This window comes from Sphingomonas glacialis, from assembly GCF_006439055.1.
Lineage (GTDB): Bacteria > Pseudomonadota > Alphaproteobacteria > Sphingomonadales > Sphingomonadaceae > Sphingomonas > Sphingomonas glacialis_A.
In genome coordinates, this window is the sequence record NZ_RCZC01000004.1 from 239,105 (window position 1) to 262,011 (window position 22,907).

The window sequence follows — 22,907 nt, forward strand, 5'->3', positions numbered from 1 at the left end:
TCAGGCGACCGGGCGCCGGTCGACGAGGTAGAGATGCTCGCACGCCAGCACGGTCTCGCCGCGCTGGTTGCGGATGTCGACCGCTTCAGTCACGACGCCTTGCGCAATACGCTTGGCGTGATCGCGCTTGGCGGCGATGCGAGTGATCGTGGTAAGCGTATCGCCGATATGCACCGGTCGGATGAAGCGCAGCCGGTCATAGCCATAGGACATGGCGTGCGGATTGATCGTCGTCGCGGTGAGCCCGATGCCGATCGCGAACACCATCGTGCCGTGCGCGATGCGCTGGCCGATCTCCTGCGTCTTGCACCATTCGGCATCCATGTGATGCGGAAAGAAATCGCCGGTATGGCCGGCATGGACGACGAAATCGGTCTCGGTAATCGTCCGACCGAAGCTCGTTCGTTCCGATCCGATTTCATAGTCCTCGAAATGCTGCGGGACGATCATGCGGCGAGTTCCTGGTCGATGGTGGGGCCGTTCGCGCCGAGCCGGGGGGCCGCGCGCGGGGATGTGAGGATCGCGCCGTCGATCCGGATCGGGCAGCGCGTGGTCAGCATGGTAGCCCCATCCGAAGCGGCGATCGACTGGGTCGCGCCGAGTGCCGCGAAGGCGGGTTCGGACATCAGCGCAGGCCAGTCGAGCACAGGCGCGCACCAGATGCCGGCGGGTTCGAGGATCGCCAGCCAATGCTGCGTGTCGCGCGCGGCGAGGTGATCGCGAAGCAAGGCCTTGATCGCGTCGCGCTCGACATACCAGGTATCGGGCGCGAAATCGGCGAGTTCGGGCAGGCCGAGCAACTCGCCGAGCCGATCGACCGGTGCCATCGCCAACGCGATATGCCCGTCGGCGGTGGCATAAAGCCCATATGGCGCGGCAAGATAGACGTTGCCGTTGGCGACGATGCTGCGCTCGGGCATCGGCTCTGCGCGGTTAAGATGGACCGAGAGGTGTTCGAACTGCAGGTCGATCGCAGCTTCCATCAGGCTGACATCCACCCGCCCTCCGCGCGAAGTTACGCCGCGCCGCACCAGCAGCGCGAGGATTCCCTGGCACAGTTGCGCGCCCGCCATCATGTCGGTGATCGACAGGCCGGCGGGCACCGGCGGGTCCCCGGCATCGCCCGACAGCCATGCGATGCCCGACAGCGCCTGCACGAGCAAATCCTGCCCGGGCCGGTCGCGCCACGGCCCCTCGGGGCCATAGCCACTGACACCAGCATAGATCAGTCGCGGATTGAGCGCGCGGACCGCATCCCAACCGAGCCCGAGCCGCTCCATGATGCCGGGCCGGAAATTATGGATCAGCACGTCCGCACGCGCGACGAGTCGAAGCACCGCGGCGAAATCGTCGGGATGTTTGAGATCGGCCGCGTAGCTTTCCTTGCCGCGGTTGATCGTGTGGAACAGCGCGCTCGCGCCGTCGAACCCGACACCCGCGAGGAACAACGCGCGACTGGCATCGCCGCCGTCGCGCCGCTCGATCTTGATCACGCGGGCGCCGAGATCGGCCAGGCGCAAGGCACAGGAAGGGCCGGCAAGAAACTGGCTGAAATCGAGGATGGTCAGGCCTGCCAGCGGCAACCCGTCGGGGCTCGCTGCATCGGCCCGTTGCTCCGTCTCCAAGCGGCTACCCTTATCTTGTTATTGTCTGCGAGGGATATTCCCACACGCTATTGTTGCGGCTATGGCGAGTCAATCGGATTTTATATATGAACCGAATGTTTGCAGAGGAATAAGACATGCGCGGCATGACCTGGGATCATCCACGAGGATTCGATCCGCTTGTCGCCGCCGCGGCGCTCTGGGAAACGCAGACTGGCCAGCAGATCGTCTGGGACCGTCGCTCGTTACAGGACTTCGAGACCTATCCGGTCGAGGAACTCGCGCGAAGCTATGATCTGATCGTTATCGATCATCCGCATGTCGGGCAGGTCGCGGAGACCGGGTGCCTCGTCGCGCTCGACCAGGTGATCGACGCGCCGACGCTCGCAGAAATCGCCGACGGTTCGGTCGGCGGTTCGTACGAAAGCTATCGTTGGGCGGGGCATCAATGGGCGCTGCCGATCGACGCAGCAGCGCAGGTCCAGGCGTGGGCGCCCGACCGCATCGCCGCGCCGGTCGCCGACTGGAACGCGCTGGCTGCGCTCGCCGGGGCCGGCCGCGTCGCGCTGCCGCTGCGGCCGCCGCACAGCCTGATGAGCCTGTTCACGCTGTGCGGCCTGCTCGGCATCACGCTCGACGGAGCGAGCGATCGTCTGTTCCCCGACGACGCGGCACGCGCCTACGTGGCGCTCGACACGCTCGCCGCGCAGCTCGATCCCATCGCTTACGATATGGACCCGATCGCGATGCTCGAGGAGATGGCGCGGCCCGGCGCGACGCTCGCCGTGGCGCCGCTGATCTACGGCTATGTCAGCTATGCAGTGACCGGCTTCCGGTCGCAGACCGTGCGCTTCGCCGACATTCCGACGCTCGGGTTCGGGCCGCGCGGATCGGCGCTGGGCGGGACGGGGATCGCGGTATCGGCCTATGGCAGCGATCCGGTCGCCGCGGCGCGCTTCGCGGGCTGGATTGCCAGTGGCGCCCCCCAGCGCGACGTGGTCGCAGCGCACGGTGGCCAGCCGGCGCACGCCACCGCCTGGGCGGCCGACAGCGCAAACGCCATGACGCACGATTTCTACCGCGCGACACGCAGGACGCTCGACCTGGCGTGGCTGCGGCCGCGGCATAGCGGGTACATGACGTTCCAGCATGCCGCATCAGAACGGCTCAACGCCGCGCTCCGCCACCGCGAGCCCGCCACCGAAGCGATCGCGGCGCTCAATCGTCTTTACAGCGCGAGCCGCTGACCATCCTGTCCTCCGGGAGATACCTGATGACTCGTCGCCTCCTTGCCCTTTCGACCGGCGTAGCCCTTGCTGGCCTGTGTGCTTCCGCAGCCTGGGCCGACGATGCGACGCCGATGCTGCCCAACCCCGCCGATTTCCAAACCCCGCCCGCCGAGGCGCGCCCAAAGACGCTCTATTTCTGGATGAATGGCAACGTCACGCGCGAGGGGATCGATGCCGATCTCGCCGCGATGCGCGCGGCCGGGCTGGGCGGGGTGCTCGCCTTCGACGGCAGCAGCGACATTCCCAAGGGACCGGTCGACTATCTCAGCCCACAGTGGCTCGACCTGATGACACACATGATGAAGCGCGGCGGCGAACTCGGCCTGACGGTGGCGATGCAGAACGCACCTGGCTGGTCGTCGAGCGGCGGGCCGTGGATCAGCCCGGCGCAGGCGATGCAGCAGATCGTGTGGACCGAGACAACGCTCGACGGCGGGCGATCGGTGGTGACGCATCTGCCGCAGCCCTACACCAAGCTCGGCTTCTATCGTGACGCGGTGATCGTTGCGTTTCCTGCCTCGGTCGGTGACGAGAGCGTATGGCGCGATGCGGTCGTCGGGATGACGGTCGGCGGTCGGGCGGTTGCTACCGCCACGCTGGTCGATCGCGACCTTCATTCGACCGTGGGGATCGCGCCCGATGCGCCGCTGGTGATCGAAACCAAGGCCGGCTTCGCCGCGCAGGCGGTGACGCTCTACGCCGACAAGGAGCAGCCTTCGTTCAGCGCGACGATCGAGGCGTCGGACGACGGCGCGCACTGGCGCCCAATCACGCGCGTCACGGTCGGCGCCGAACGCGGGATCGAGGCGCCGGGCTCGGCCAATTTCGCAGGCGTTCGCGCCCGCTATTTCCGCGTGACGCCGACGACCAAAACGAAGCTAGCCGAGGCATTCTTCTACGCCACGCCGCGCATCGCCGATTGGGATGCCAAGGCCGAGCATAATTTCCGCGCCGCGCCCACCGCAGGGCAAGTCGTGGACGGGGATGCGATCGATCCCAAGCGCATCATCGATCTGACAAGCAAGGTCTCCGCGGACGGTACCCTCACCTGGCACGCGCCAAAGGGCCGCTGGACGGTGCTGCGCCTCGGCCACACCCCGACCGCCAAGCTCAATGTCGCAGCCTCGGACTCGGGGCGCGGGCTTGAGGTCGACAAGTTCGACGCCGCCGCGGTCGACCACCAGTTCGACAGCAGCATCGCACGCGTCCTCGCCGCCGCCGATCCGGAAGCGCGGAAAGCGTTCAAGCGCATCGAAATCGACAGCTATGAGGCCGGGCTGCAGAATTGGAGCGAAGGCGTGCCGGCCGCCTTTGCCAAGCGCAACGGCTATGCGCTGACGAAGTTCGCCCCTGCACTGGCCGGGCGCGTCGTCGGCAGCCGCGACACGTCGGACCGCTTCCTGTTCGATTTCCGCCGCGCGCTCGCCGACCTGATGGCCGACAATTATTACGGCCGGATGGAGCAGCGCGTTCGTGCCGCCGGGCTCGAATTCACGGTCGAAGGCTATGGCCCCGGGCCGTTCGACGAGCTGCAGGTATCAGGCCGCGTGCAGTATCCGATGACCGAATTCTGGACGCGCACGCCGTGGACCGACAATCGCTCGGTCAAGATGGTGAGCTCGGCCGCGCACGTTTATGGCAAGGACTTGGTCGCAGCCGAGGCGTTTACCGGCGAGGCGCAGACGAGCCGCTGGTCCGATTACCCCTACGCCATGACGGCGCTCGGCAATCTGATGTTCGCACAAGGCGTAAACCGCCTGTATTTCCACCGCTACGCGATGCAGCCCAACCCCAAGGCGGCGCCCGGCATGACGATGGGCCCGTGGGGCATCAACCTCGACGCCAGCAACACCTGGTTCAAGTCGGCGCGGCCGTGGCTCGATACGCTCGCGCGCAGCCAGTATCTGCTCGGGCTCGGCCACCACGCTGCCGATGTGCTGTACTTCGTCGGCGAGGACAGCCCCAACCAGGCTGAGTATATCCGGCCCGACATCTCGCCCGACAGCAATCCCCGGATCGGCACGCATTTCACCCCCGCCATGCCCGCCGGTTATCAGTACGATTTCGTCAATGCCGAGGTCTTGCTCAAATCGGTCGAGATCAAGGACGGCCGGATCGTGCTTCCCAGTGGCGCCAGCTATCGTCTGCTCGTCCTGCCCGACCATCTGTCGGGCATGACGCGCGAGCTTGCCGACCGGCTGCACGATCTCGTGGCGCGCGGCATGGTCGTGCTGGGCGAACGTCCGCGCCAATCGCTGTCGCTCGCCGGCGGCGCGCAAGGCGAAGCGGCGTTCCGCGCCGATCTGGACGCGGTATGGGGCGATGGCTCCGCCCCACGCACGCTCGGCAAGGGCAAGGCTTATCCGACCGGCACGATCGCTGGCGTGCTAAGCGAGCTCGGCGCCGGCCTCGATGCCGATTGCCGCACGCGTTCGCCCGATGGGCAAGTCGTGTGGCAGCATCGTTCGCTTGGCGACGGCGACATGTATTTCGTCGCCAACCGCCAGCGTCGCGCCGAAACGGTGACGTGCAGCTTCCGAGTCGCCGGCAAGACGCCCGAACTGTGGAATCCCGAAGACGGTTCGGTCGTCACCCCGGCACTGTTCGACGGCAGCGGCGGCCGGACGCGCGTCTCGTTCACGCTCGATCCCGCCGGATCGACGTTCGTGATGTTGCGCAAGCCGGCCGCGCCCGGCGCGACCTGGATTACGCGCAACGGCACGCGTGTGGCCGATCTCGGCGCGCCCGCCACAGCTCCGGCGGCGGCGCCCGCCGACACCTTCACGCTGTCGCTCTGGGCCAAGCCCGATATCGACCTGCGGCTGATGCCGTCCGAAAAGACCGAAGGTCGCATCAACGAGACCGGCAAGTTCTATGTCGTGCCGGCGCGCTCGGGCGCGGATATGCACGGGGCGGGGACCGCGGTTGCCGGGCTCGCGGTCGGGCGCAACGGTGCCTATGCGATCGAGCGCGTCTCGCCCGACGTCGCGCCCGCTGTGCTCGTGTCCCACCAGCCGATCGCCGGTTGGACGCATTTTGCCCTAGTGTACGACCATGGCATGCCGAGCCTTTATATCGGTGGCAAGCTCGTCCGCACCGGGCTCAAGAGCGGGCGGACGGTGTTCGCCGGTGGCAGCGATGCCCCGTCGCCGAGCGGCGTCACCTATTTCTTCGAGGGTGACGACAGCCCGCTGGAGACCGTGCCGCGAGCGCTGTCGACGGGCGAGATTGCGGCGATCGCCGCCAAGGGGCCGCCAGCGCCCGTAATCGCCGTGTCGCCGGTCGAGATCGAGCGTACCTCCACCGGATTGCACGCACTGGCGTTCGAAAACGGGCGCTACGCGCTCGATACCGGCCAAGCGTTCACCGCGACCGTACCGGCGCCGGTGACGATTGGGGGCGCGTGGAACGTGGCGTTCGAGCCGGGCCGTGGCGCGCCCGCACGGACGGTCCTGCCGCGCCTGGCCTCGCTCAGCCGCAATGCCGATCCCGCCATTCGCTATTTCGCCGGAACCGCGACCTATACGCGACAGATCTCGGTGCCCGCCTCAACGCTTAAGGCCGGACGCCGGACCTATCTCGACCTCGGCCGCGTCGAAGTGCTCGCGCATGTCGTCGTCAACGGACATGATCTCGGCACTATGTGGAAGGCGCCGTTCCGCGTCGACATCACCGACGCGGTGAAGCCTGGCGTAAACGCGGTCTCGATCGCCGTCACCAGCCTGTGGCCCAACCGCCTGATCGGCGACGCACAGCGGCCCGATCCCTATCCTCGCGTCGACACCGAATGGCCGATCGGCGAGCGCTTCGCGGCCGACGGCAAGAAGACCGACGTGATGGCACAAAAGCTCATCACGCTACCCGACTGGTATCACGCCGGCAAAGCCAAGCCCGATGACGGGCGGGTGGGCTTCTCGACGTGGAACTTCTTCCAGAAGGACGAGCCCCTGCTCGACTCAGGGCTGCTTGGTCCGGTGCGGCTGGTGTTCGCCGACGAGATCAGCATGCCGTAACCTTCACCACGGCCTAGACCGCGCGACCGAAATACCGCGGATATCGTTCGGGTAATGGCCGCCGACCGCGCAGTAAAAATGGTACAGGTCGCCCTTGTGGTACACCAGCGCCGGCTTGTGCGCGTAATCGTCGTCGATTGATCCTTCCGGCCCGACATCGACCAGCACGTCGTCGAGCTTGGTAAAGTGCAGCGGGTCGGGCCCGACCGCTACTAGCTCGCGCGCCTTGCGGTCATTGGCGGACAGGCCGAAATAGAACATCGCCCACTGGCCCTGATGCGTCACCACGAACGGATCGCTGGCAAAGCGGGCGTCGGGGGCCTTCGGCCCGCCGTTGCGCACCAGCGGATTGCCCGGATGTCGCCGCCACGTTTTGAGATCCTTCGAGATCGCGACGCCGGTCTGCTCGTGCCAGTTCTTCTCGGCGGTCTTGGCGTTGTAGAACAAGTAGAAGGTGTCGCCGTCCCGCACGAGATACGGCTTGTACAGCCCGCCGCGTTCCCATTCGGCGCCGTCCTCGGCGCGCAGGATCGGCGCCTCGCGGTGCCAGGTCTTGAGGTCGGTGCTGAACGCCAGGCCGATCACCGCCGGCCCTTCCTCATACCCCGCGCTGGGATAGGCATGCCACGCGCACACATAGCGGCCGCCGACCTTGATCGGCCGGCCGCGCGAATAGAGTTCGTTTTCGCGCAGGATCGAGGCGGACGCGACATTGTAGCGTGTGACCGGGTCGGCCGGGTCGCGTGCCAGCATCAGGCCCTGACGCTCCCAGGTGACGAGATCGTCCGAGACCGCGACCCCGGTCTGATAGCCGGTCCCGTCGAAGCCGACATAGGTCAGGTGGAAGCGTCCCTCGTGATAATAGACGAACGGACAATCCACGGCTTTCTCGTCGAAACCGCCGGGCACCTTCGACCCGCCGAGCACCAGCTTGTCGTACTTGTAGGGCGTGCGAAGCCAGGCCGCGGGATCGGCCTTGCCCTTCGCGAGAAACGGCGGAGCAATCGCGGTGCCCGCCAGCGCGGCACTCCCGGCAAGCAGCGTACGGCGTGTGAGGTCGAGCATCGGCGTCTCTCCTGATCGTTGGGCGCCCGGGTCTTCAGCCCAGGTCGAGCCCGAATTCCTGAGCGAGGGCTTGCGTATGCTGGCCGATGCCGGGTGCGCCGCGCGGGCTGGTCGGGCGCACGCCGTCGATTCTGAGCGGGCTCGCAGTCGTCTCGAGCGTCCCCGAGCGCGTACCGATCCGCTGCAACATGTCGAGCGCGCGGAAGCTCTCGGCCTCGAGCAAGGCGGGCCAGTCGAGCACCGGGGCGCACCAGATGCCAGCCGATTCGAGCAGCGCGAGCCAAGCGTCGGTGGTGCGCTCGGCGAGCCGGAGCGCGATGCGCTTGAGTACCGCCGCGCGATCGGTGAAACCGTCGCTCGCAGCGAGTCCGGGCAAGTCGAGCAAAGGCTCGATCTTGGCGAGCGGCGTCATCGCGAGCGCGAGATGACCGTCCTGCGTGGCATAGACGCCGTACGGTGCGGCGAGATACGCGTTCGCCCCATTCGCCGCGGCCCGCTGTGGCAAGCGTCCGCCATCGTTCAGATAGGTCGTCAGCAGTTCGAACTGGAAATCGACCAGCACTTCCAACAGACTGGTCTCGACCCGCCCGCCGAGACCGGTCCGGCCCCGCCGGACGAGCAACGCGAGAATGCCCTTTGCCAGCACGTGCCCGGCGAGCATGTCGGCGATCGACAGGCCGATCGGCATCGGCCCGCTCATGTCGTTGCCGGTGAGCCACATCACGCCCGACCGCGCCTGTGCGAGCAGATCCTGGCCTGGCAGCTTCGCCCAGGGCCCGCCGTCGCCGTAACCGGAAATGCTTGCGAAGACGATGCCAGGGTTGATCTGCTTGATCACGTCATAGCCGAGTCCGAGCCGTTCGATCACGCCCGGCCGAAAATTCTGGATCACCACGTCGGCTTGTTCGATCAGCCGGCGGACCGCGGCGACATGGCGCTGATCCTTGAGGTCGAGTGCGAGGCTCTCCTTGTTGCGGTTGATCGCGTGGAAGAGCGTCGACTGCCCGTCGATATCAGTGTCGGTCAGATACATGTGGCGGCAGAGATCGCCCGCGCCGGGCCGCTCGATCTTGATGACGCGCGCGCCGAGATCGCCGAGCTGGAGCGCGGCGGCGGGGCCGGCCAGGAATTGTGCCATGTCGAGCACCACCAGCCCGTCGAGCGGCGCGGCGCTCGCCGTCTGGCGCACGATCGCGTCAGCGCGCATTGCCCGACCAGTTCATCACTTCACTCCCGCACCGCAATATTCGCATATAAACATACAATACCTATATAAATAATCAATGGTAAAGCCGACATAGGTGCCAACGACGCTAACCGTTGTGGAATTGCAGCGTGCTGAGATACAAACGCCGATCATTGCAAGAACCTAGGGAACACGATGTCTGAAAAGGGCCTGTCGACCGACGAGCGGCGCCGCAAATATCTGGTGCCCGCGCTCGAAAAGGGGCTCGACATCATCGAGTATCTCGCCGATCAGGCCGTCGCGCTCACCCAGTCGCAACTGGCGCGCGCGCTCGATCGCCAGCCCAACGAGCTGTTCCGCATGCTGGCGTGTCTGGAGGGGCGGGGGTTCGTCTGCCGCGACCCGACCAGCGGCGGGTATTCGCTGACGCTCAAGCTGTTCCAACTGGCGCGCATACACTCGCCGTACGAGCGGCTGGTCGCGACCGCGCGGCCGTTCATGCGCGCGCTCGCCGACGAAGTGCGCGAGAGCTGCCACCTCACCGTGCTGCAAAGCGATGCGGTTTTGGTGCTCGCGCAGGAAGAAAGTCCCAATCCATTCCGCCTGTCGGTCGAAGTTGGCTCGACGCATTCGCCGATCCGCACGAATTCGGGCCGCCTGTTGCTCGCTTCGTTGGCGCAGCCGGCACTCGAGGGCCTGTTGGGGCGGTCGGATGAATGGGCGGCGCTGACGCCGGCCGAACAGCGCAAGAAGCGCGAGCGGATCGCCGCGATCCGTCGCGACGGGCATGCCGAATCGATCAGCGAGCGATTCCTCGGTAGCGCCGACATGGGGGTGCTGATCGGCAGCCTCGAGGCTCCGCTGACGGCGGCCCTGACCATCGCGACCCTGATCGAAGCCGATGGCGACGCGCGGCACGAGCGGCTGTTGGAACCGCTGCATCGCGCGGCCGATGCGATCTCGCATGCAACGGGGCTGACGCTTGGCCTGTCGGGCGAGGCGGCGGACGTGTCGGCCGCGGCGTAGCGCGCCGTCAGCGGCGCAGACCAGCCCGCGCCAGCGCATCGGCCCAGATCGTGTAGCCCGCTTCGCTTGGATGCGTGCCGTCGAGCATCACGCCGTCGCGGAGCGTGCCGTCGGGCTTGAGAAAGCGCGCGCCGATGTCGAGATAGCGTAGCGACGGGTCATGTGCGAAGCGTTCCGCAAGCAGGCGATTGGTCTCCGCGATCGGTGCGCGCAACGCATCGGTCGGCAGTGCGCCGCGTGGGAAGATCGCCATCAGTGTGATGCGGCTTCCCGGCGTTTCGCGTCGCACTTCGGCGACGATCGCGGCGATTCCCTCGACCACTTCGGCGGGCGTGCTGGCGCGCGCGTGCTCGGTGCCGGTGAGATTATTGGTGCCGATATTGAGGATCACCTCATGCGGCGCGAGCCCGCGCAATTCGCCCTGCCGCAAGCGCCACAGCACGTTCTGGGTGCGGTCCCATCCGAAGCCAAGATTGAGCACTGGCGAAGCGCCGAACAGTCGCTGCCACGCCCGCGGACCGTTGCGCCGAGCGGCGACCGGCGGCCCCGCCCAGAAATGGGTAATCGAGTCGCCGATGAGCACGATCTTCGGACGCGTCGTTCCGTTGAGCGCAAGCTCGGCGTGGTGGCGCGCGTGCCAATCGTACGAATCCTGTTCGAGCTTGGGCACCGGAATGACCGCGGTGTTGGCGTTGCGCAGTTCCGCCAGCGGAACCGGCCGCGCCGACTGCAACAGCGCGGCGAGCGTCGGTTCGATCGCTTCTGCCATGCGTTCCTGACCAACTGTGTCGGGGTGCAACGCCTTGGCGTTGCGGCCTGGCAGCCGCGGATCGTAGAAGATCGACGTGTCGAGCGTACCGTCGCGCGCAAGGAACGTCGCGCCCACGTCGAGGTAGCGGACCTGTGCATTCTCGGCGTAGCGCATCGCCAGCGCCGCGTTGACTGCGGCATCGGTCGCGCTTTTCGCGGGCGAAATCGCGCTCGGCAGCACGCCGAGCAGCAGCACCTTGGCACCCGGCAGACGCTGACCGAGTTCGCCGACGATCGCCGCGATGCCGCAAGCGGTCTCCGCAGCGCTATGATGCTGCGCGGTGTCGTTGGTGCCGATCAGCAGCACGACGACCTTGGGCGTGACCCCGTCCAGTTCGCCATGGCGCAGTCGCCACAGCACATGCTGCGTCGTATCGCCGCCGAAGCCGAGATTCAGCGCATGGCGCGGGGCGTAGAAACGCTGCCAGGTGGGTTGGAAATTCTCGTCGGGCAGCTTGGCCTTTTCGTAATTGTGCGTGATCGAATCGCCGAGCAGCACGACCTCGGGATCGGGACGGCGCGTGGCCTGGGCGAGGACGTCGGCGTGGCGAGCGGTCCACCACGGCTCGCTCAGGCGTTCGGCAGGGGCGGTCGGACCGCACGCGGCGGCGACCCCCGGTTGCGCCAGCGCGGGGGAGACCGCGAGCAGACCGGCGACGAACGCCGCAAGTACCGCGATCCTCACGCGCCGCGGCACGTTTCACGCGCGACGACCGCCGCTGCGGCGCGCGCCATGATCGTATAGCCGGCATCGTGCGGGTGCAGGCTGTCCGTACTCCCGGCAGCGGGTGTCATGTGCGACGGATGCGCCGGGTCGCGCATCGCGGCGTCGAAATCGATCACGCCGTCGAACGCATGCGAGGTGCGGATCCAGGCATTGATCGCCAGACGCTTGGTTTCGCCCGCGGGGGTGAAATAGGCGGCGCCTTCATATGGCAGCACCGTCCCGCCGAGCACGCGGATGCCATGCGCATGCGCGCGCGTGATAATTTCGCGATAGGCGCCGATCAGCGCCTCGGCGGTTACGGCCTGATCGGCATGTTCGGGCTGCGCGCTCGCACCGATATCATTGATTCCTTCGAGGATCACCACGGTACGCACGCCGGGCACCGCCAGCACGTCGCGGTCGAAGCGGGCCAGAGCGTTGGGCCCGCGGCCGTCATGCAGTAGGCGGTTGCCGCTGACTCCGGCATTGACCACCGACCAGCACTTTGCCGGAAGCAGCCGGGTGATCTGATCGGGCCAACTCATATAGGCGCCGGGGGTGGAAGCGGCGCCCTCGGTAATCGAATCGCCGAACGCGACCAGCGTGCGCACTGCCGAGGGGGCGGCCACATCGATGCGCGATACGAGTGCGGGCACGCGCTTGCGTATGCTGCCGGCAAGCATCGTCCGCGCCGTCTGGTCGCCCGCCGCGACGTCGGCCATCTGCGCGTGCGCCGGCGGCGTGCTGACGTCGGGATAATAAACCGAGACGGCGTAATCCACGCCCGGCGCCACCGCGACGGAAAGCGAATCCGCCAGCAGCGGCGCGCCCGCCGCGATGACGGCGCTTGCCTTGCCATCGAAGGTCAGCGGGCGCATCGTTCCGGCGATCGCGCTCCCCGCGGCATCGAGCCGGACGAAGCTCGCCGCGCCGATTCGCAGCGGCGTGGTGCCGAGTTCGTTGGTGAAGCGCACGCGCAGGGCATCGCTCGTACGACCAACCCGTACCACCTGCCGCACCGTCTGGTCGTGCAGCGGAGCGCCCAACGCGTCGCGGATCGCGGGCTCATAGCCGATCGGCACATTGCCATAGGCGCCTACCCAAAACGGTGCGGTGCGCGAGAGCGCCGCCGCCGAGGTCACGCTCAGGCCGATCGCGCCGACGGTGGCAAGCACGGCTTTGGATCGGGTCATGCGGCTCTCTCTTCGTTGGCTTGCGTGGGGATACGGTATCGGTTCGGTCTCTTGCAACGTCAGCGCGTTCGAAACAGCCGCGGATCGATCGACGCTGCCATCGCCGCGTAACCGGCATCACTGGGGTGGAGATGGTCGCCCGAATCCTTGCCCGGCGCGAGCTGCGACGGATCGCGCGCATCGGCCATCGCACGCTCGAAATCGATTACCGCGTCGAAAGCGTGCGATGTCCGGATCCAGCGGTTGACGGCCTGCCGCACCTGCTCGCCCGCCGGAGTGAAATAGATCGACCCCCGAAAAGGCAGCAGCGTCGCCCCGGTCACGCGCAGCCCGGCGGCATGGCCGCGGTCGATCAACTGGCGATACGCGGCGATCACGTCCTCCGCGGTCACCGGGCCGTTGCTCGTCGGTTTGGCATTGCCCCAGCCGATGTCGTTAATGCCTTCGAGCACGATGACGTCGGTCGCCCCGGCGACCGCCAGAACGTCGCGATCGAACCGCGCCAGCGCATTCGGACCCGCGCCGTCGCGCAGCAGCCGGTTGCCGTGGATACCGGCGTTGACGACGCTCCAGTCGCGGTTGCCCGGCAACGTCGTGAGGCGCGCGGCGAAGAGTTCGGGCCAGCCGGTGAAGCTCTGCGGCGTTGCGCGGGCGCCCTCGGTGATCGAATCCCCGAAGGTCACGATCACGCGACCGCGCGTGCCGCTATCGACCTCGACCGCCGCCGCGAGCGCTGGTCCGCGTGCGGTACGCGTGTGCCCGTCGGGATAGCGCGCGGTGACGGTCAGCAGATGCGCCGCCGGCACGGCACCTGCGCCATACCGCACGTCGATCGCTGACCGCTGGAACGCCTTTACCGGAACTGTCAGCGGATCGCTGGTCAGCGCGGCGCCGGCGGCGATCGTCGCACTCGCGCCGCCGCCGAACGACAGCGTAACGGTGCGCCCGTCGATCTCGATCGACGCCGCGACGAAGTGCAGCGGCGCCGTGCCGAGCGCGTTGGTCATGCGCACGCGCAGGCGTGTGCCGCCCGCGTTGACCACGATCTCCTGTCGCACGCTGGCGTCGTCATAGTCGCGCACGTCATGGTCGGTGAGGACCGGCGTGGCGGGGAAGGGGGCTGCGGTCCAGCCCGCAACCCAATCGGCACGAACCGGCGCCGCGATCAGCGCTGCCAGCAGGATCGCGCCACGCCACGGCACAAGGGTCATCTCGCGGCGGACCGTGCGCGCCCTTGCGCCGGGCGTCACTTCAGAACTTCACCCGGACGCCCGCCATGAATTGGCGATCGTCGATCGTGTACTGCCCCGGGCGGGTCACGTTCTGATAATATTGCTGGATCTGCGTGCGCAGCAGGTTCTGTCCGTCCAGTGTGACCGTGAAGTTCTTGTTGATGTCATAGCTCAGCGATGCGTCGAGCCAGCCATAGCCTGCGGTCATCACCGGGAAGGTGTAGGACTGCGTGACGCCGCCGGCCGGCGTGAAGGCGCCGGCAAGGATCGAGGACAGGAAGCTCGAGCGATAGTTGTAGGCGACCTTCGCCGTGATGCCGTACTTCTCGTAGATGCCCGCGACATTGTAGCTGTACTTCGATAGCTGCGGCAGCGGGGCGGAGAAGCCGACCAGCGAGGTCGGCGCGTTGCTGTCGGTATAGGTGCCGTTGGCCTGGATACCGAACCCCGATAGCGCGCCCGGCAAGAAATCGAAGAACTGCTGATATCCGATCTCGGCGCCCTTCACCGTGCCCTCGCCCGAGTTCAGCGGTGCCGACAGCGTATAGCCGGGCAGACCGCCGATCGTGACATTGGGGGTCTGGCGCGTGAAGATGAATCCGTTCACGCGCTTGTAGAAGGCCGCGACATAGATCGAGGTCGACTTGCTGGCGTAAAATTCGAGCGAAACGTCGGCATTCTTCGACGTGATCGGCTGCAGGTTGGGATTGCCCTGGCTCGCCGTGAGCTGGCCGGGCACGACGGTCAGCGCCGGCGACAACTGGCTGAAGTCGGGCCGCGTCAGCGTCTTAGAACCCGCAAAGCGAAGCTGCAACTTGTCGGTCAGGTGAAGGCGGATGTTCGCGCTCGGCAGCCAGTTGTCGTAATTGTTCTTGACCATGACGCTTTCGATCACCGTCGGCACCACAGCGACGTTGTTGACCGTGCGGCGTTGATTGCCGCTGATGATGTCCTCGGTCTGGACGTAGCGGACGCCGATATTGCCGTCGATCGGCACACCCAGTACGAAGTCGAACTTGGCGAGCACATAGCCCGCGCTGCTCTTCTCGGTCGCGTTGAACGCGGCGAGCTGGCTGTTTACCGAAGTCACCGACGGCGCCAGCGCACCCGTCAGGCCGAGCTGGGTCAGCACGCCGGAAAAGTTGTTCTTGAGCTGCGAGGCGATGGCGTAGGGGAAGGTGCGCTGGAAATCGACGTTCGCACCGCTCGCGGTATAGAAATCCCCATAGCTATTGGCCTGGAACAGGCCGGCGTTGAGCGCTGGGTTGGTCGCCAGTGTCTGCCCGGTATAGCGCAGCGGGTTCTGCTGCGCGATCGTGCGCTCGGAAAAGCGGAATCCACCCTGGATCGACTTGAGGAAGCTGCCGCCTCCGAAATCGTATTCGCCGTCGAGCCGTCCGGCGATCTCGTCGCCGACATAATGGTTCTCGTTGCGGGTCACCGCGCCGACCGTGTAATTGGCGAGGTTGGCGAGATTGTAGTTGCCGCTCGAGGACGAAGGCGGGTTGGTGCCGAGGTTCTGGGTGAAGGTCGGAACCTTCGTAAGGAGATCGAGCTCGGTGTAGAAAAGGTCGCTCTTCGACTTGGTGTAGGCGACGTCGCCCGTCACCTTGACGCCGCCGACGGTCCATTTCGCGTTCAGTGCGATCGACTTGTTCTCGTCGAGCGTGTCGCGTTCGGTGCCGCCAGCGGTCAGCGGCGCGTTGGTGAAGGTCGCCTGCGAAACGTCGGTCGTGCCGGGGAACAGCGTGGTGCTGCCCGCGACCGGCGCGATGCCCGCGGTCGTGACGTTGGCATTATACTGCTGCTGCGTAGTCTTGAAGCGCTGATACTGGCCCTCCAGCGTGAATTCGAGGTTAGGCGCCGGACGCCACTGCGCGGCGACATTGGCGCCGATGCGCTGCCGCTCGCCGACCACGAGTACCTGGTTGAGGCCGTTCGGCGCGAACACCGTCTGCCCCGGGACCAGATCGGCGCGCGGCGTCGGCGCGCCGGTGCCGTCGATGTCCTGGCGGTACTTGCGGTCCTGATAGGTGAAGCTGCCGAGCAGGCCGATCTCGCCGATCCCAGTGTGCCATTTGTCCGACACAAAGAACGAGCCGCTCGGCGTCGCCTTCTTGACCGAATCGGCATAGGTCCCGCGCGCCGATGCGCCGATCGTGAAGCCCGGCAGGTCGAGCGGACGCCGCGTCTGAAGATCGACCAGGCCGCCGAGGCCGCCTTCGATCAGGTCGGCGGTGGAGGCCTTGTAGACGTCGATCCGCGAGATGAGTTCGGCCGGGAAATCCTGCAGGTTGAAGGTGCGCCCGCCGCCTGCGGTAAACGTCTCGCGGCCGTTGAGCGTGGTCTCGACCTGCGGCAGCCCGCGAATGGCGATCGATCCGCCCTCGCCAAGATCGCGCGAGACCTGCACGCCGGTGACGCGCTGCAGCGCTTCGGTCGCATTGTTGTCGGGAAGCTTGCCGATATCCTCGGCGACGATCGAGTCGACGATCGTGCCGGCGTTGCGCTTGACCTCGGCCGCCGAGCGGAGGCTGGCGCGCACGCCGCTGACGACGATGTCCTCTTCGGCGCCGGTGGAGGCGTCGGTCGCGCTCGTATCGGTCTGCGCGGCAGGGGCGGATGCCTGCTGGGCGAGGGCAGGCGTGGCGATCAGCGCGGCGATCGCGGTGCCGGACAAAAGATACAGTGAGCGCATCAGACAATCCCTCTCAAAATTCTTATACTTTTCGAATCTACGTTCGAACTACGTTGTCCATGGACGAATAATGCGTGCCTCTATAAATATCAATCGTATTTTTATAAGCCTAATGGGCGGCGCACGCCCGCCCCTGGCGAGCAGTGCGGGAGAGGCCGCGGCGGTGGCTTGAACCGGGGGGTTGCGTGGGTTCGTGCCGACATGACGGCCGCGCGCGAAGCGGATTAACGGTGCGCGCACCTTACCTCACCCCGGGCTCATCGCGGGGGCCGTCGTGGTTCGCGTCCTGCGACCGGAGGAGGTGCTGCTCCGTCCACCCCGGGACGAGTCCGGGATGGCAAAAAGGCAGGTTGATTGTGCCGAGCTTGCTCTAGCTACGTCAGAGCTCGGGCGCCGCCATTGGCACCGATCATCCGGTCAATCGGTGCCTGCACCCGGAATCGGCCGCTCGTCGACGATCGACAGACCATAGCCCTTGAGCCCGATCAGCGCATGATGCGTGTTGGTGAGGAGGATCATTTCCTCCACCCCCAGTTCGGCGAGGATCTGCGCGCCGACGCCATAGTCGCGCAGCGCCTCTACCTCGGGTTCGCCCGCATCCTTGCCGCGCGCCTTCATGTAGCGCGTCAGGCCGTCGTTCATCGGGCGGTTGATCACGACGACGACCCCTGCGCCTTCCCCGGCGATGAGCTCCATCGCGCTCGACAGCAGGCCGGAGCGTTCATTCTGTTCGCCGAACGTGTCGGCCAGATACGACAGTGTGTGCATCCGCACGAGCGTCGGCTTGGCCGGGTCGATCTTGCCCTTGACCAAGGCAAGCGTCTCGTCGCCCGTCGCCTTGTTGTGGAAAGTGATCGCCTTCCACAGCCCGCCCCATTTCGACTCGAAGGTGGTTTCCGCACGCTTTTCTACGAGATGGTCGTGGCGGCGACGGTACGCGATCAGGTCGCGGATCGTGCCGATCTTGAGATTGTGGAACTGCGCGAAGGTCACCAGATCGTCAAGCCGGCTCATTGTGCCGTCGTCGTTCATGATCTCGCAGATCACGCCCGAGGGATTGAGCCCGGCAAGCCGCGCGACATCGACCGCGGCCTCGGTATGTCCGGTCCGCACCAGCACGCCACCGTCGCGTGCGACGAGCGGGAAGACATGGCCCGGCGATACGATCTCGGCCTTGCCCTTCGACGAATCGATCGCGACCGCCACGGTGCGCGCGCGGTCTGCGGCGGAAATGCCGGTGGTGACCCCTTCGCGCGCCTCGATCGAGATGGTGAAGGCGGTCTCGTGGCGGGTGCCGTTCTCGCGCGTCATTAGTTCGAGGCCGAGTTCGTCGACGCGGCGCCTGGTCAGCGCCAGGCAGATCAGTCCACGCCCGTAGCGGGCCATGAAGTTGATCGCCTCGGGCGTCGCCATTTGCGCGGGAATGATGAGGTCCCCCTCGTTCTCGCGATCCTCGTCGTCGATCAGGATGAACATCCGGCCGTTCCTGGCGTCGTCGATCAGCTCCTCGGGGCTGGACAGGAAGCCATGGCGCAGGCGTGCGAGTTCGGGTTTTTGCACAGAAATGCTCCATGGGTTCGAGAAGGAGAGTGTTGGCGCTCTATGAGCAGTGCCGCGTGCGTGCAACGCCGCGCCGCTCATACCTTGATCAGCCGCACCGCCTGCCACGGCGTGCCTGGCAGCGCGAGCGTCGGTCGTTTGGGATCGTGGAAATCATAGGCATCGCGCGGCGACATCGCGAACACGCCGTCGACCGGGGTGATCGTCATGTTCCAGGTATCGATCACCTCGGCGCGGTAGCTGCCATGCGTATCGTTGGCGCGGCCGGGGAGGGTGACCGCCCATTCGCTCGGCCGCGCGGCACCGAAGTAGCGCAGATAATATTCGAATTTCTTGCCGGCGAGGTGATATCCGCCCCAGGTGTCGATCGGTTCGATCCCGGGCGCTGGCGCCGCTTCCAGGATACGGCGGAGGAAGGCGAGCCGCGGGACGCTGGTGCCGATCAGCTTTCCGCCCTGGCCGAGCCACGACGTATCGGCATTGTGATCGTCGCTGAAGGTTTCGCTGTGCCCGACATAGGTGCCGCCGATCGTGCCCCACCAGAAGCGCTCGACCAGTTCCTCGCCCTTGAGCCGGCCCCAGCGCTTGTCCGAATTGCCCTCGTACAGCACTTCATCGAAGATGACGGGCTTCAGCGCGAAGCTGCGGTGCAGTTGTGCCGGCACGTCGTCCATCACCGCCGCGCCGTTCTGCACGCTGGCATGCGTGATCCACGGCTTGCGATGGTCGTAATAGACAGTGATCTGATGGATCGAGCGCAGCCGGTCATGCGGGTCGGCGGCCTGCAGCACCTCGAACAGATGATCCCAATCCGCGACCGTCTTGGTCAGGATCGCGTCATATTCATTGCCCATCGCCCACCACACGTTGCGAAACGCGCCGAACCGCGCGGCGACGTAGCGCAGGTAGCGCTCGTCGTCGCTGCGCGTCATGTCGGAATAGCCGCGCTTGGCGTCATAGGGGTGGTAGAGGATCAGATCGGCCTCGATCCCGAGCTCACCGAGCCGCCGGATGCGATCCTCGAAGCGCCGGAAGTAGGCCGGGTCGGGGCGGGCAGGGTCCCAGTCGTGCAAGCCCGCACCGGCGCGCGCGAACGGGTTTGTTGCGACCGAAGCGACGTTTGGAAACAGGCACATCCGCATCTTGTTGAACGGTGCGGTGCGCAGAGTCGCCAGCGTCTCAACACACTTCGCGTCGGATTGCAGCGCCCAGGAATAGGAGGTCGTGCCGATCTGGCGGAACGGCGTGCCGTCGGCATAGGCGAAATGATAGCCGTCGCGCGTGACGCGCACCGGGCCGTGATTGTCGCGCGCGGGCTCGATGCACTGGAGCACGCCTGCCTTGCCGTCGAGCGGCTCGACATTGCTCTGGCTGCGCCAGCTCCAGCGGCCGAGTTCGGGCGGGCTGAAGCGGATGCGGTAGACGCCCTCGCCGTCGTAGAAGCCGGGGACAGTGACTTGCATGCCGTCGCAGGTGAAGGTCGCGGCGACATGGACATCGTCGAACGAATTGCCCTGCGACGGCCCTTGCAGCACGATTTCGTGAACGCCCCAGCGCTCGATCCGCGCTGGCGCCGCTGCCGCCATCGCGGGCGTCGCCGCTACCGTCCCGACCGCAATCGCACCCCGCAGCACATGCCGACGTGAAACGCTCATCATCCTCTCCCAGCTTTCCTCGGGCGAGCGATCGTGGCCGCTTGCCCTCGCCCTCATAGCCGATTAGACCCCGATTAATACTATCATATACATGCGCGACCACACGATCCTCATCGGTACGCGCAGTGGGCGAGATTGGAGAGATTTGATGACGACAGCCGCCCCGATACCGTCCAGTTCGCGCGAAGACTGGAAGAACACGATCCTGGCGGGGCTGGCCAATTACATCGATGCCGGCTCGATCGTCGCTGGCGGCGCCGCGCTCGCAATGTGGACCGAAGCCTATCGCATGAGCAACAGCTTGGTCGGGACGATCGGCGCGCTTGGACCAAACGCCATTTCCGCCGGCGTCGGCGCATTGATCGGTGGGCGGCTGTGCGACCTATTCGGGCGCAAGAAGATCTATCAGTACGACATGCTGTTCTACGCCTTCGGCATGCTGTGGCTGGTGTTCGCGATGAACGCCTGGATGGTGATCCTCGGTTTCTTCCTGGTCGGCATCGCGGTCGGTGCCGACATTCCGGCGTCCTGGTCGCTGATCGCCGAGATCGCGCCTAAGGGCCAGCGCGGCAAGCATAGTGGCGTGGCGCAGGTGCTGTGGTATCTCGGGCCCGTCGTCGTGCTGCTGCTGTTCCTGCTGGTCGCGCCGCTCGGTCTGCTGGGCGCGCGGCTCGTCTTCGCGCATCTCGCGATCCTTGCGGTGGCGCTCACCTTCCTCCGCTCGAGCATGCATGAGTCACCCGCCTGGCTCGAAGCCCAGGTCGCCAAGAAGGCGCGGCTGCCCGGGGTCAAGGCCCCGGGCGCGAAATGGCGCGACCTGTTCACGCGCCAGCACATCGGATCGATGGCGTTTCTGATCGGCATGTACGTGTTCTGGAATCTGTGGGCCGGCACCAACGGCTTCTTCCTGCCGTACATCCTGCGCACCGTCGGCAACCAGAGCCAGACCGCCGCGGTCGCGCTGACGGTGCTCAGCTTCGTCGTCGGCATGGCGTCGATCTATTTCATCTTCATGCAGATTTCCGACAAGGTGAACCAGAGGCTGCTGTTTGGCATCTCCGCCGTCATCCAGGTGATCGGCATGTCGCTGTTCGCGATCTTCCCGCTGACGCTGCCTGTCGCCATCATCCACATTCTGCTCATGTCGATCGGCCAAGGCTTCGGCGCGCAGTCCTTCTTCCAGCTGTGGAGTTCGGAGATGTTCCCGACGCTGTTGCGCAGCACCGCACAAGGAGTGATGTTTGCGATCGTGCGCATCACGCTAGGGGTGTGGTCGTTCTTCGTGCCGGCGCTGACTGCGACGGGCTTCCATACGCTTGCCTGGATCCTGACCGGCTTCTTGGTAGCGAGCGGCCTGATCGGCGTGATCTGGGCGCCGCGCAACGAGGGCAAATCGCTCGAGGAACTCGACGCGGCGCGGATCGCGGCGGCGTAACGCCGCGCGACGTTCGTACAAAGAGGGTATTTCATGCGCCGGCTGATTCACTGCCTTGCTCTGCTTGCAGTCGGCATTCCCCTTGCGCCGGCCAGCGCGCAGGACCGCACGCCGCAGCTCACCGTGTCCCCCAACGGTCGCTATTTCGAGGCGGGCGGCAAGCCGTTCTTCTGGTTGGGCGACACCGGCTGGCTTTTGTTGGCCAAGCTCGACCGCGACGATACCGAACGTTATTTCGCCAAGCGCGAGGCGCAGGGCTTCAACGTCATCCAGGTCATGATCCTGCACCGTCCCGAGATGCGCAATCCGCTCACTGGCCCGGCCCTGGTGGACGGCGATATCGCGCGCCCGCGGACGACCCCCGGCAACGACCCGGCCACGCCCGGGGAATATGATTATTGGGACCATCTCGACTGGGTGATCGATCGTGCGGCGGCGCACGGGATCTACCTCGCGCTGGTGCCCGCTTGGGGGACCTTCGCCGAGATGCGCCAGCTGACTGTCGACACCGCGCCGATCTATGGGAAATTCCTGGCCGAACGATATAAGGATAAGCCCAACATCATCTGGATCAATGGCGGCGATACGCATGCCGATATGGCAACGCTCGCCTGGCAGGCGCTCGGCAAGACGATCAAGGCGATCGATCCGAAGCACCTGATGACCTTCCACCCGTTCGGGCGGACCGCTTCCTCCTGGGTCTTCCACACCGCGAGCTGGCTCGACTTCAATATGTTCCAGTCGGGCCACCAGGATTATGCGCAGGACACGCAGCGCGCCGCCTGGGGCGAGGACAATTGGCGCTATGTCGCAGATGATTGGAAGCGCACCCCGGTGCGCCCGACGCTCGACGGCGAGCCGAGCTACGAAAATATCCCGCACGGCCTCGACATGGTGCAGACGCCGATCTGGCGCGCAGCCGACGCGCGGCGCTATGCCTGGTGGTCGGTCCTGGCGGGCGCTCCTGGCCACACCTATGGCGAGAACAGCGTGATGCAATTTCACGTCACGGGGGCGAAATCAGCCTATTGGGCGCACATTCCCTGGCAGGAAGCGATCGATGAACCTGGCGCAACGCAGATGCGCTATCTCAAAGACCTGATGCTGTCCCGCCCGGTTGACGGGCGGGTTCCCGACCAGTGGCTGATCATTGGCAACGGCACACGCTACGATCGGGTCGCCGCATCGCGCGGCCGCGGGTACGCGATCGCCTACAGCTACACAGGAAAACCCTTCTCAGTCCGAATGGGAAAGGTCGGAAGCAAACGCGTGCGTGCCGCCTGGTTCGATCCGCGGACCGGACGTTCTACCCCGATCGGCGTATTTTCTCATCGTAGCATCCAGCGGTTTACTCCACCGGCCGGAGGGAGTGCCGGGCATGATTGGGCCTTGGTTCTCGATGAGGTCGCGACCAGAGAATAAGCGCTACCAAGAT

General features: G+C 66.0%; 15 protein-coding genes. 5 read left to right on the forward strand and 10 right to left on the reverse strand.

Features of this window, described 5'->3' with window-relative positions; all coding sequences use genetic code 11:
- Complete coding sequence (locus tag EAH76_RS15630; protein ID WP_140851204.1) at nucleotides 1-450, reverse strand: MaoC family dehydratase; 450 nt, start codon at nucleotides 448-450, stop codon at nucleotides 1-3.
- Nucleotides 447-1,625 (reverse strand): CaiB/BaiF CoA transferase family protein, encoded by a 1,179-nt coding sequence (locus EAH76_RS15635; protein ID WP_241659724.1) that lies wholly within the window; start codon nucleotides 1,623-1,625, stop codon nucleotides 447-449. The genes EAH76_RS15630 and EAH76_RS15635 overlap by 4 nt, the downstream gene beginning before the upstream one ends.
- Nucleotides 1,626-1,741: 116 nt before the next feature.
- Between EAH76_RS15635 and EAH76_RS15640 the strand changes: the two genes are divergently transcribed.
- A complete protein-coding gene (locus EAH76_RS15640) occupies nucleotides 1,742-2,851 on the forward strand; it encodes an extracellular solute-binding protein (RefSeq protein ID WP_140851205.1) in 1,110 nt (369 codons plus the stop codon).
- A gap of 26 nt (nucleotides 2,852-2,877) precedes the next feature.
- Entirely contained in the window at nucleotides 2,878-6,906 is a 4,029-nt protein-coding gene (locus EAH76_RS15645) for a glycosyl hydrolase (protein WP_140851206.1), read from the forward strand.
- 3 nt (nucleotides 6,907-6,909) lie between these two features.
- Here the strand turns inward: EAH76_RS15645 and EAH76_RS15650 are convergent, their stop codons facing one another.
- Nucleotides 6,910-7,971 carry a family 43 glycosylhydrolase gene (locus EAH76_RS15650; protein WP_140851207.1) on the reverse strand — a complete coding sequence of 354 codons (1,062 nt, stop codon included), beginning with the start codon at nucleotides 7,969-7,971 and terminating at the stop codon, nucleotides 6,910-6,912.
- Nucleotides 7,972-8,005: 34 nt separating this feature from the next.
- Nucleotides 8,006-9,178: a CaiB/BaiF CoA transferase family protein gene (locus EAH76_RS15655; RefSeq protein WP_140851208.1), complete on the reverse strand. Its 1,173-nt coding sequence runs from the start codon at nucleotides 9,176-9,178 to the stop codon at nucleotides 8,006-8,008.
- Nucleotides 9,179-9,352: 174 nt separating this feature from the next.
- On the opposite strand from EAH76_RS15655, the gene EAH76_RS15660 reads away from it, so the two are divergent.
- Nucleotides 9,353-10,183, forward strand: a complete 831-nt coding sequence (locus EAH76_RS15660; protein ID WP_140851209.1) for an IclR family transcriptional regulator — start codon at nucleotides 9,353-9,355, stop codon at nucleotides 10,181-10,183.
- 7 nt (nucleotides 10,184-10,190) lie between these two features.
- Here the strand turns inward: EAH76_RS15660 and EAH76_RS15665 are convergent, their stop codons facing one another.
- The 6 genes from EAH76_RS15665 to EAH76_RS15690 all read right to left on the reverse strand — a co-directional run bounded on the left by EAH76_RS15665 (nucleotide 10,191) and on the right by EAH76_RS15690 (nucleotide 20,037).
- Nucleotides 10,191-11,678 (reverse strand): GDSL-type esterase/lipase family protein, encoded by a 1,488-nt coding sequence (locus EAH76_RS15665; RefSeq protein WP_206667887.1) that lies wholly within the window; start codon nucleotides 11,676-11,678, stop codon nucleotides 10,191-10,193.
- Nucleotides 11,675-12,892 carry an SGNH/GDSL hydrolase family protein gene (locus tag EAH76_RS15670; protein ID WP_140851211.1) on the reverse strand — a complete coding sequence of 406 codons (1,218 nt, stop codon included), beginning with the start codon at nucleotides 12,890-12,892 and terminating at the stop codon, nucleotides 11,675-11,677. Before EAH76_RS15670 ends, EAH76_RS15665 begins: the two co-directional genes overlap by 4 nt.
- Nucleotides 12,893-12,951: 59 nt before the next feature.
- Nucleotides 12,952-14,103, reverse strand: coding sequence for an SGNH/GDSL hydrolase family protein (locus EAH76_RS15675; protein ID WP_140851212.1), 1,152 nt, complete (start codon nucleotides 14,101-14,103; stop codon nucleotides 12,952-12,954).
- 40 nt (nucleotides 14,104-14,143) lie between these two features.
- Nucleotides 14,144-16,822, reverse strand: coding sequence for a TonB-dependent receptor (locus EAH76_RS15680; protein WP_140851213.1), 2,679 nt, complete (start codon nucleotides 16,820-16,822; stop codon nucleotides 14,144-14,146).
- Nucleotides 16,823-17,239: 417 nt separating this feature from the next.
- Nucleotides 17,240-18,382 (reverse strand): 3,4-dihydroxy-2-butanone-4-phosphate synthase, encoded by a 1,143-nt coding sequence (gene ribB, locus EAH76_RS15685; protein WP_241659725.1) that lies wholly within the window; start codon nucleotides 18,380-18,382, stop codon nucleotides 17,240-17,242.
- 77 nt (nucleotides 18,383-18,459) lie between these two features.
- Nucleotides 18,460-20,037 (reverse strand): DUF4038 domain-containing protein, encoded by a 1,578-nt coding sequence (locus EAH76_RS15690; RefSeq protein ID WP_140851215.1) that lies wholly within the window; start codon nucleotides 20,035-20,037, stop codon nucleotides 18,460-18,462.
- 148 nt (nucleotides 20,038-20,185) lie between these two features.
- On the opposite strand from EAH76_RS15690, the gene EAH76_RS15695 reads away from it, so the two are divergent.
- Together EAH76_RS15695 and EAH76_RS15700 are read left to right on the forward strand one after the other, a co-directional pair.
- Complete coding sequence (locus tag EAH76_RS15695; protein ID WP_140851216.1) at nucleotides 20,186-21,472, forward strand: MFS transporter; 1,287 nt, start codon at nucleotides 20,186-20,188, stop codon at nucleotides 21,470-21,472.
- A gap of 33 nt (nucleotides 21,473-21,505) precedes the next feature.
- A complete protein-coding gene (locus tag EAH76_RS15700; RefSeq protein WP_140851217.1) occupies nucleotides 21,506-22,894 on the forward strand; it encodes a glycoside hydrolase family 140 protein in 1,389 nt (462 codons plus the stop codon).
- Nucleotides 22,895-22,907 lie beyond the last annotated feature (13 nt).

Bases quoted from the DNA above. Each gene is read 5' to 3' on its own strand.
- EAH76_RS15630 (WP_140851204.1), bottom strand. From the start codon at position 450: ATGATCGTCCCGCAGCATTTCGAGGACTATGAAATCGGATCGGAACGA.
- EAH76_RS15640 (WP_140851205.1), top strand. From the start codon at position 1,742: ATGCGCGGCATGACCTGGGATCATCCACGAGGATTCGATCCGCTTGTC.
- EAH76_RS15645 (WP_140851206.1), top strand. From the start codon at position 2,878: ATGACTCGTCGCCTCCTTGCCCTTTCGACCGGCGTAGCCCTTGCTGGC.
- EAH76_RS15650 (WP_140851207.1), bottom strand. From the start codon at position 7,971: ATGCTCGACCTCACACGCCGTACGCTGCTTGCCGGGAGTGCCGCGCTG.
- EAH76_RS15655 (WP_140851208.1), bottom strand. From the start codon at position 9,178: ATGCGCGCTGACGCGATCGTGCGCCAGACGGCGAGCGCCGCGCCGCTC.
- EAH76_RS15660 (WP_140851209.1), top strand. From the start codon at position 9,353: ATGTCTGAAAAGGGCCTGTCGACCGACGAGCGGCGCCGCAAATATCTG.
- EAH76_RS15670 (WP_140851211.1), bottom strand. From the start codon at position 12,892: ATGACCCGATCCAAAGCCGTGCTTGCCACCGTCGGCGCGATCGGCCTG.
- EAH76_RS15675 (WP_140851212.1), bottom strand. From the start codon at position 14,103: ATGACCCTTGTGCCGTGGCGTGGCGCGATCCTGCTGGCAGCGCTGATC.
- EAH76_RS15680 (WP_140851213.1), bottom strand. From the start codon at position 16,822: ATGCGCTCACTGTATCTTTTGTCCGGCACCGCGATCGCCGCGCTGATC.
- EAH76_RS15690 (WP_140851215.1), bottom strand. From the start codon at position 20,037: ATGAGCGTTTCACGTCGGCATGTGCTGCGGGGTGCGATTGCGGTCGGG.
- EAH76_RS15695 (WP_140851216.1), top strand. From the start codon at position 20,186: ATGACGACAGCCGCCCCGATACCGTCCAGTTCGCGCGAAGACTGGAAG.
- EAH76_RS15700 (WP_140851217.1), top strand. From the start codon at position 21,506: ATGCGCCGGCTGATTCACTGCCTTGCTCTGCTTGCAGTCGGCATTCCC.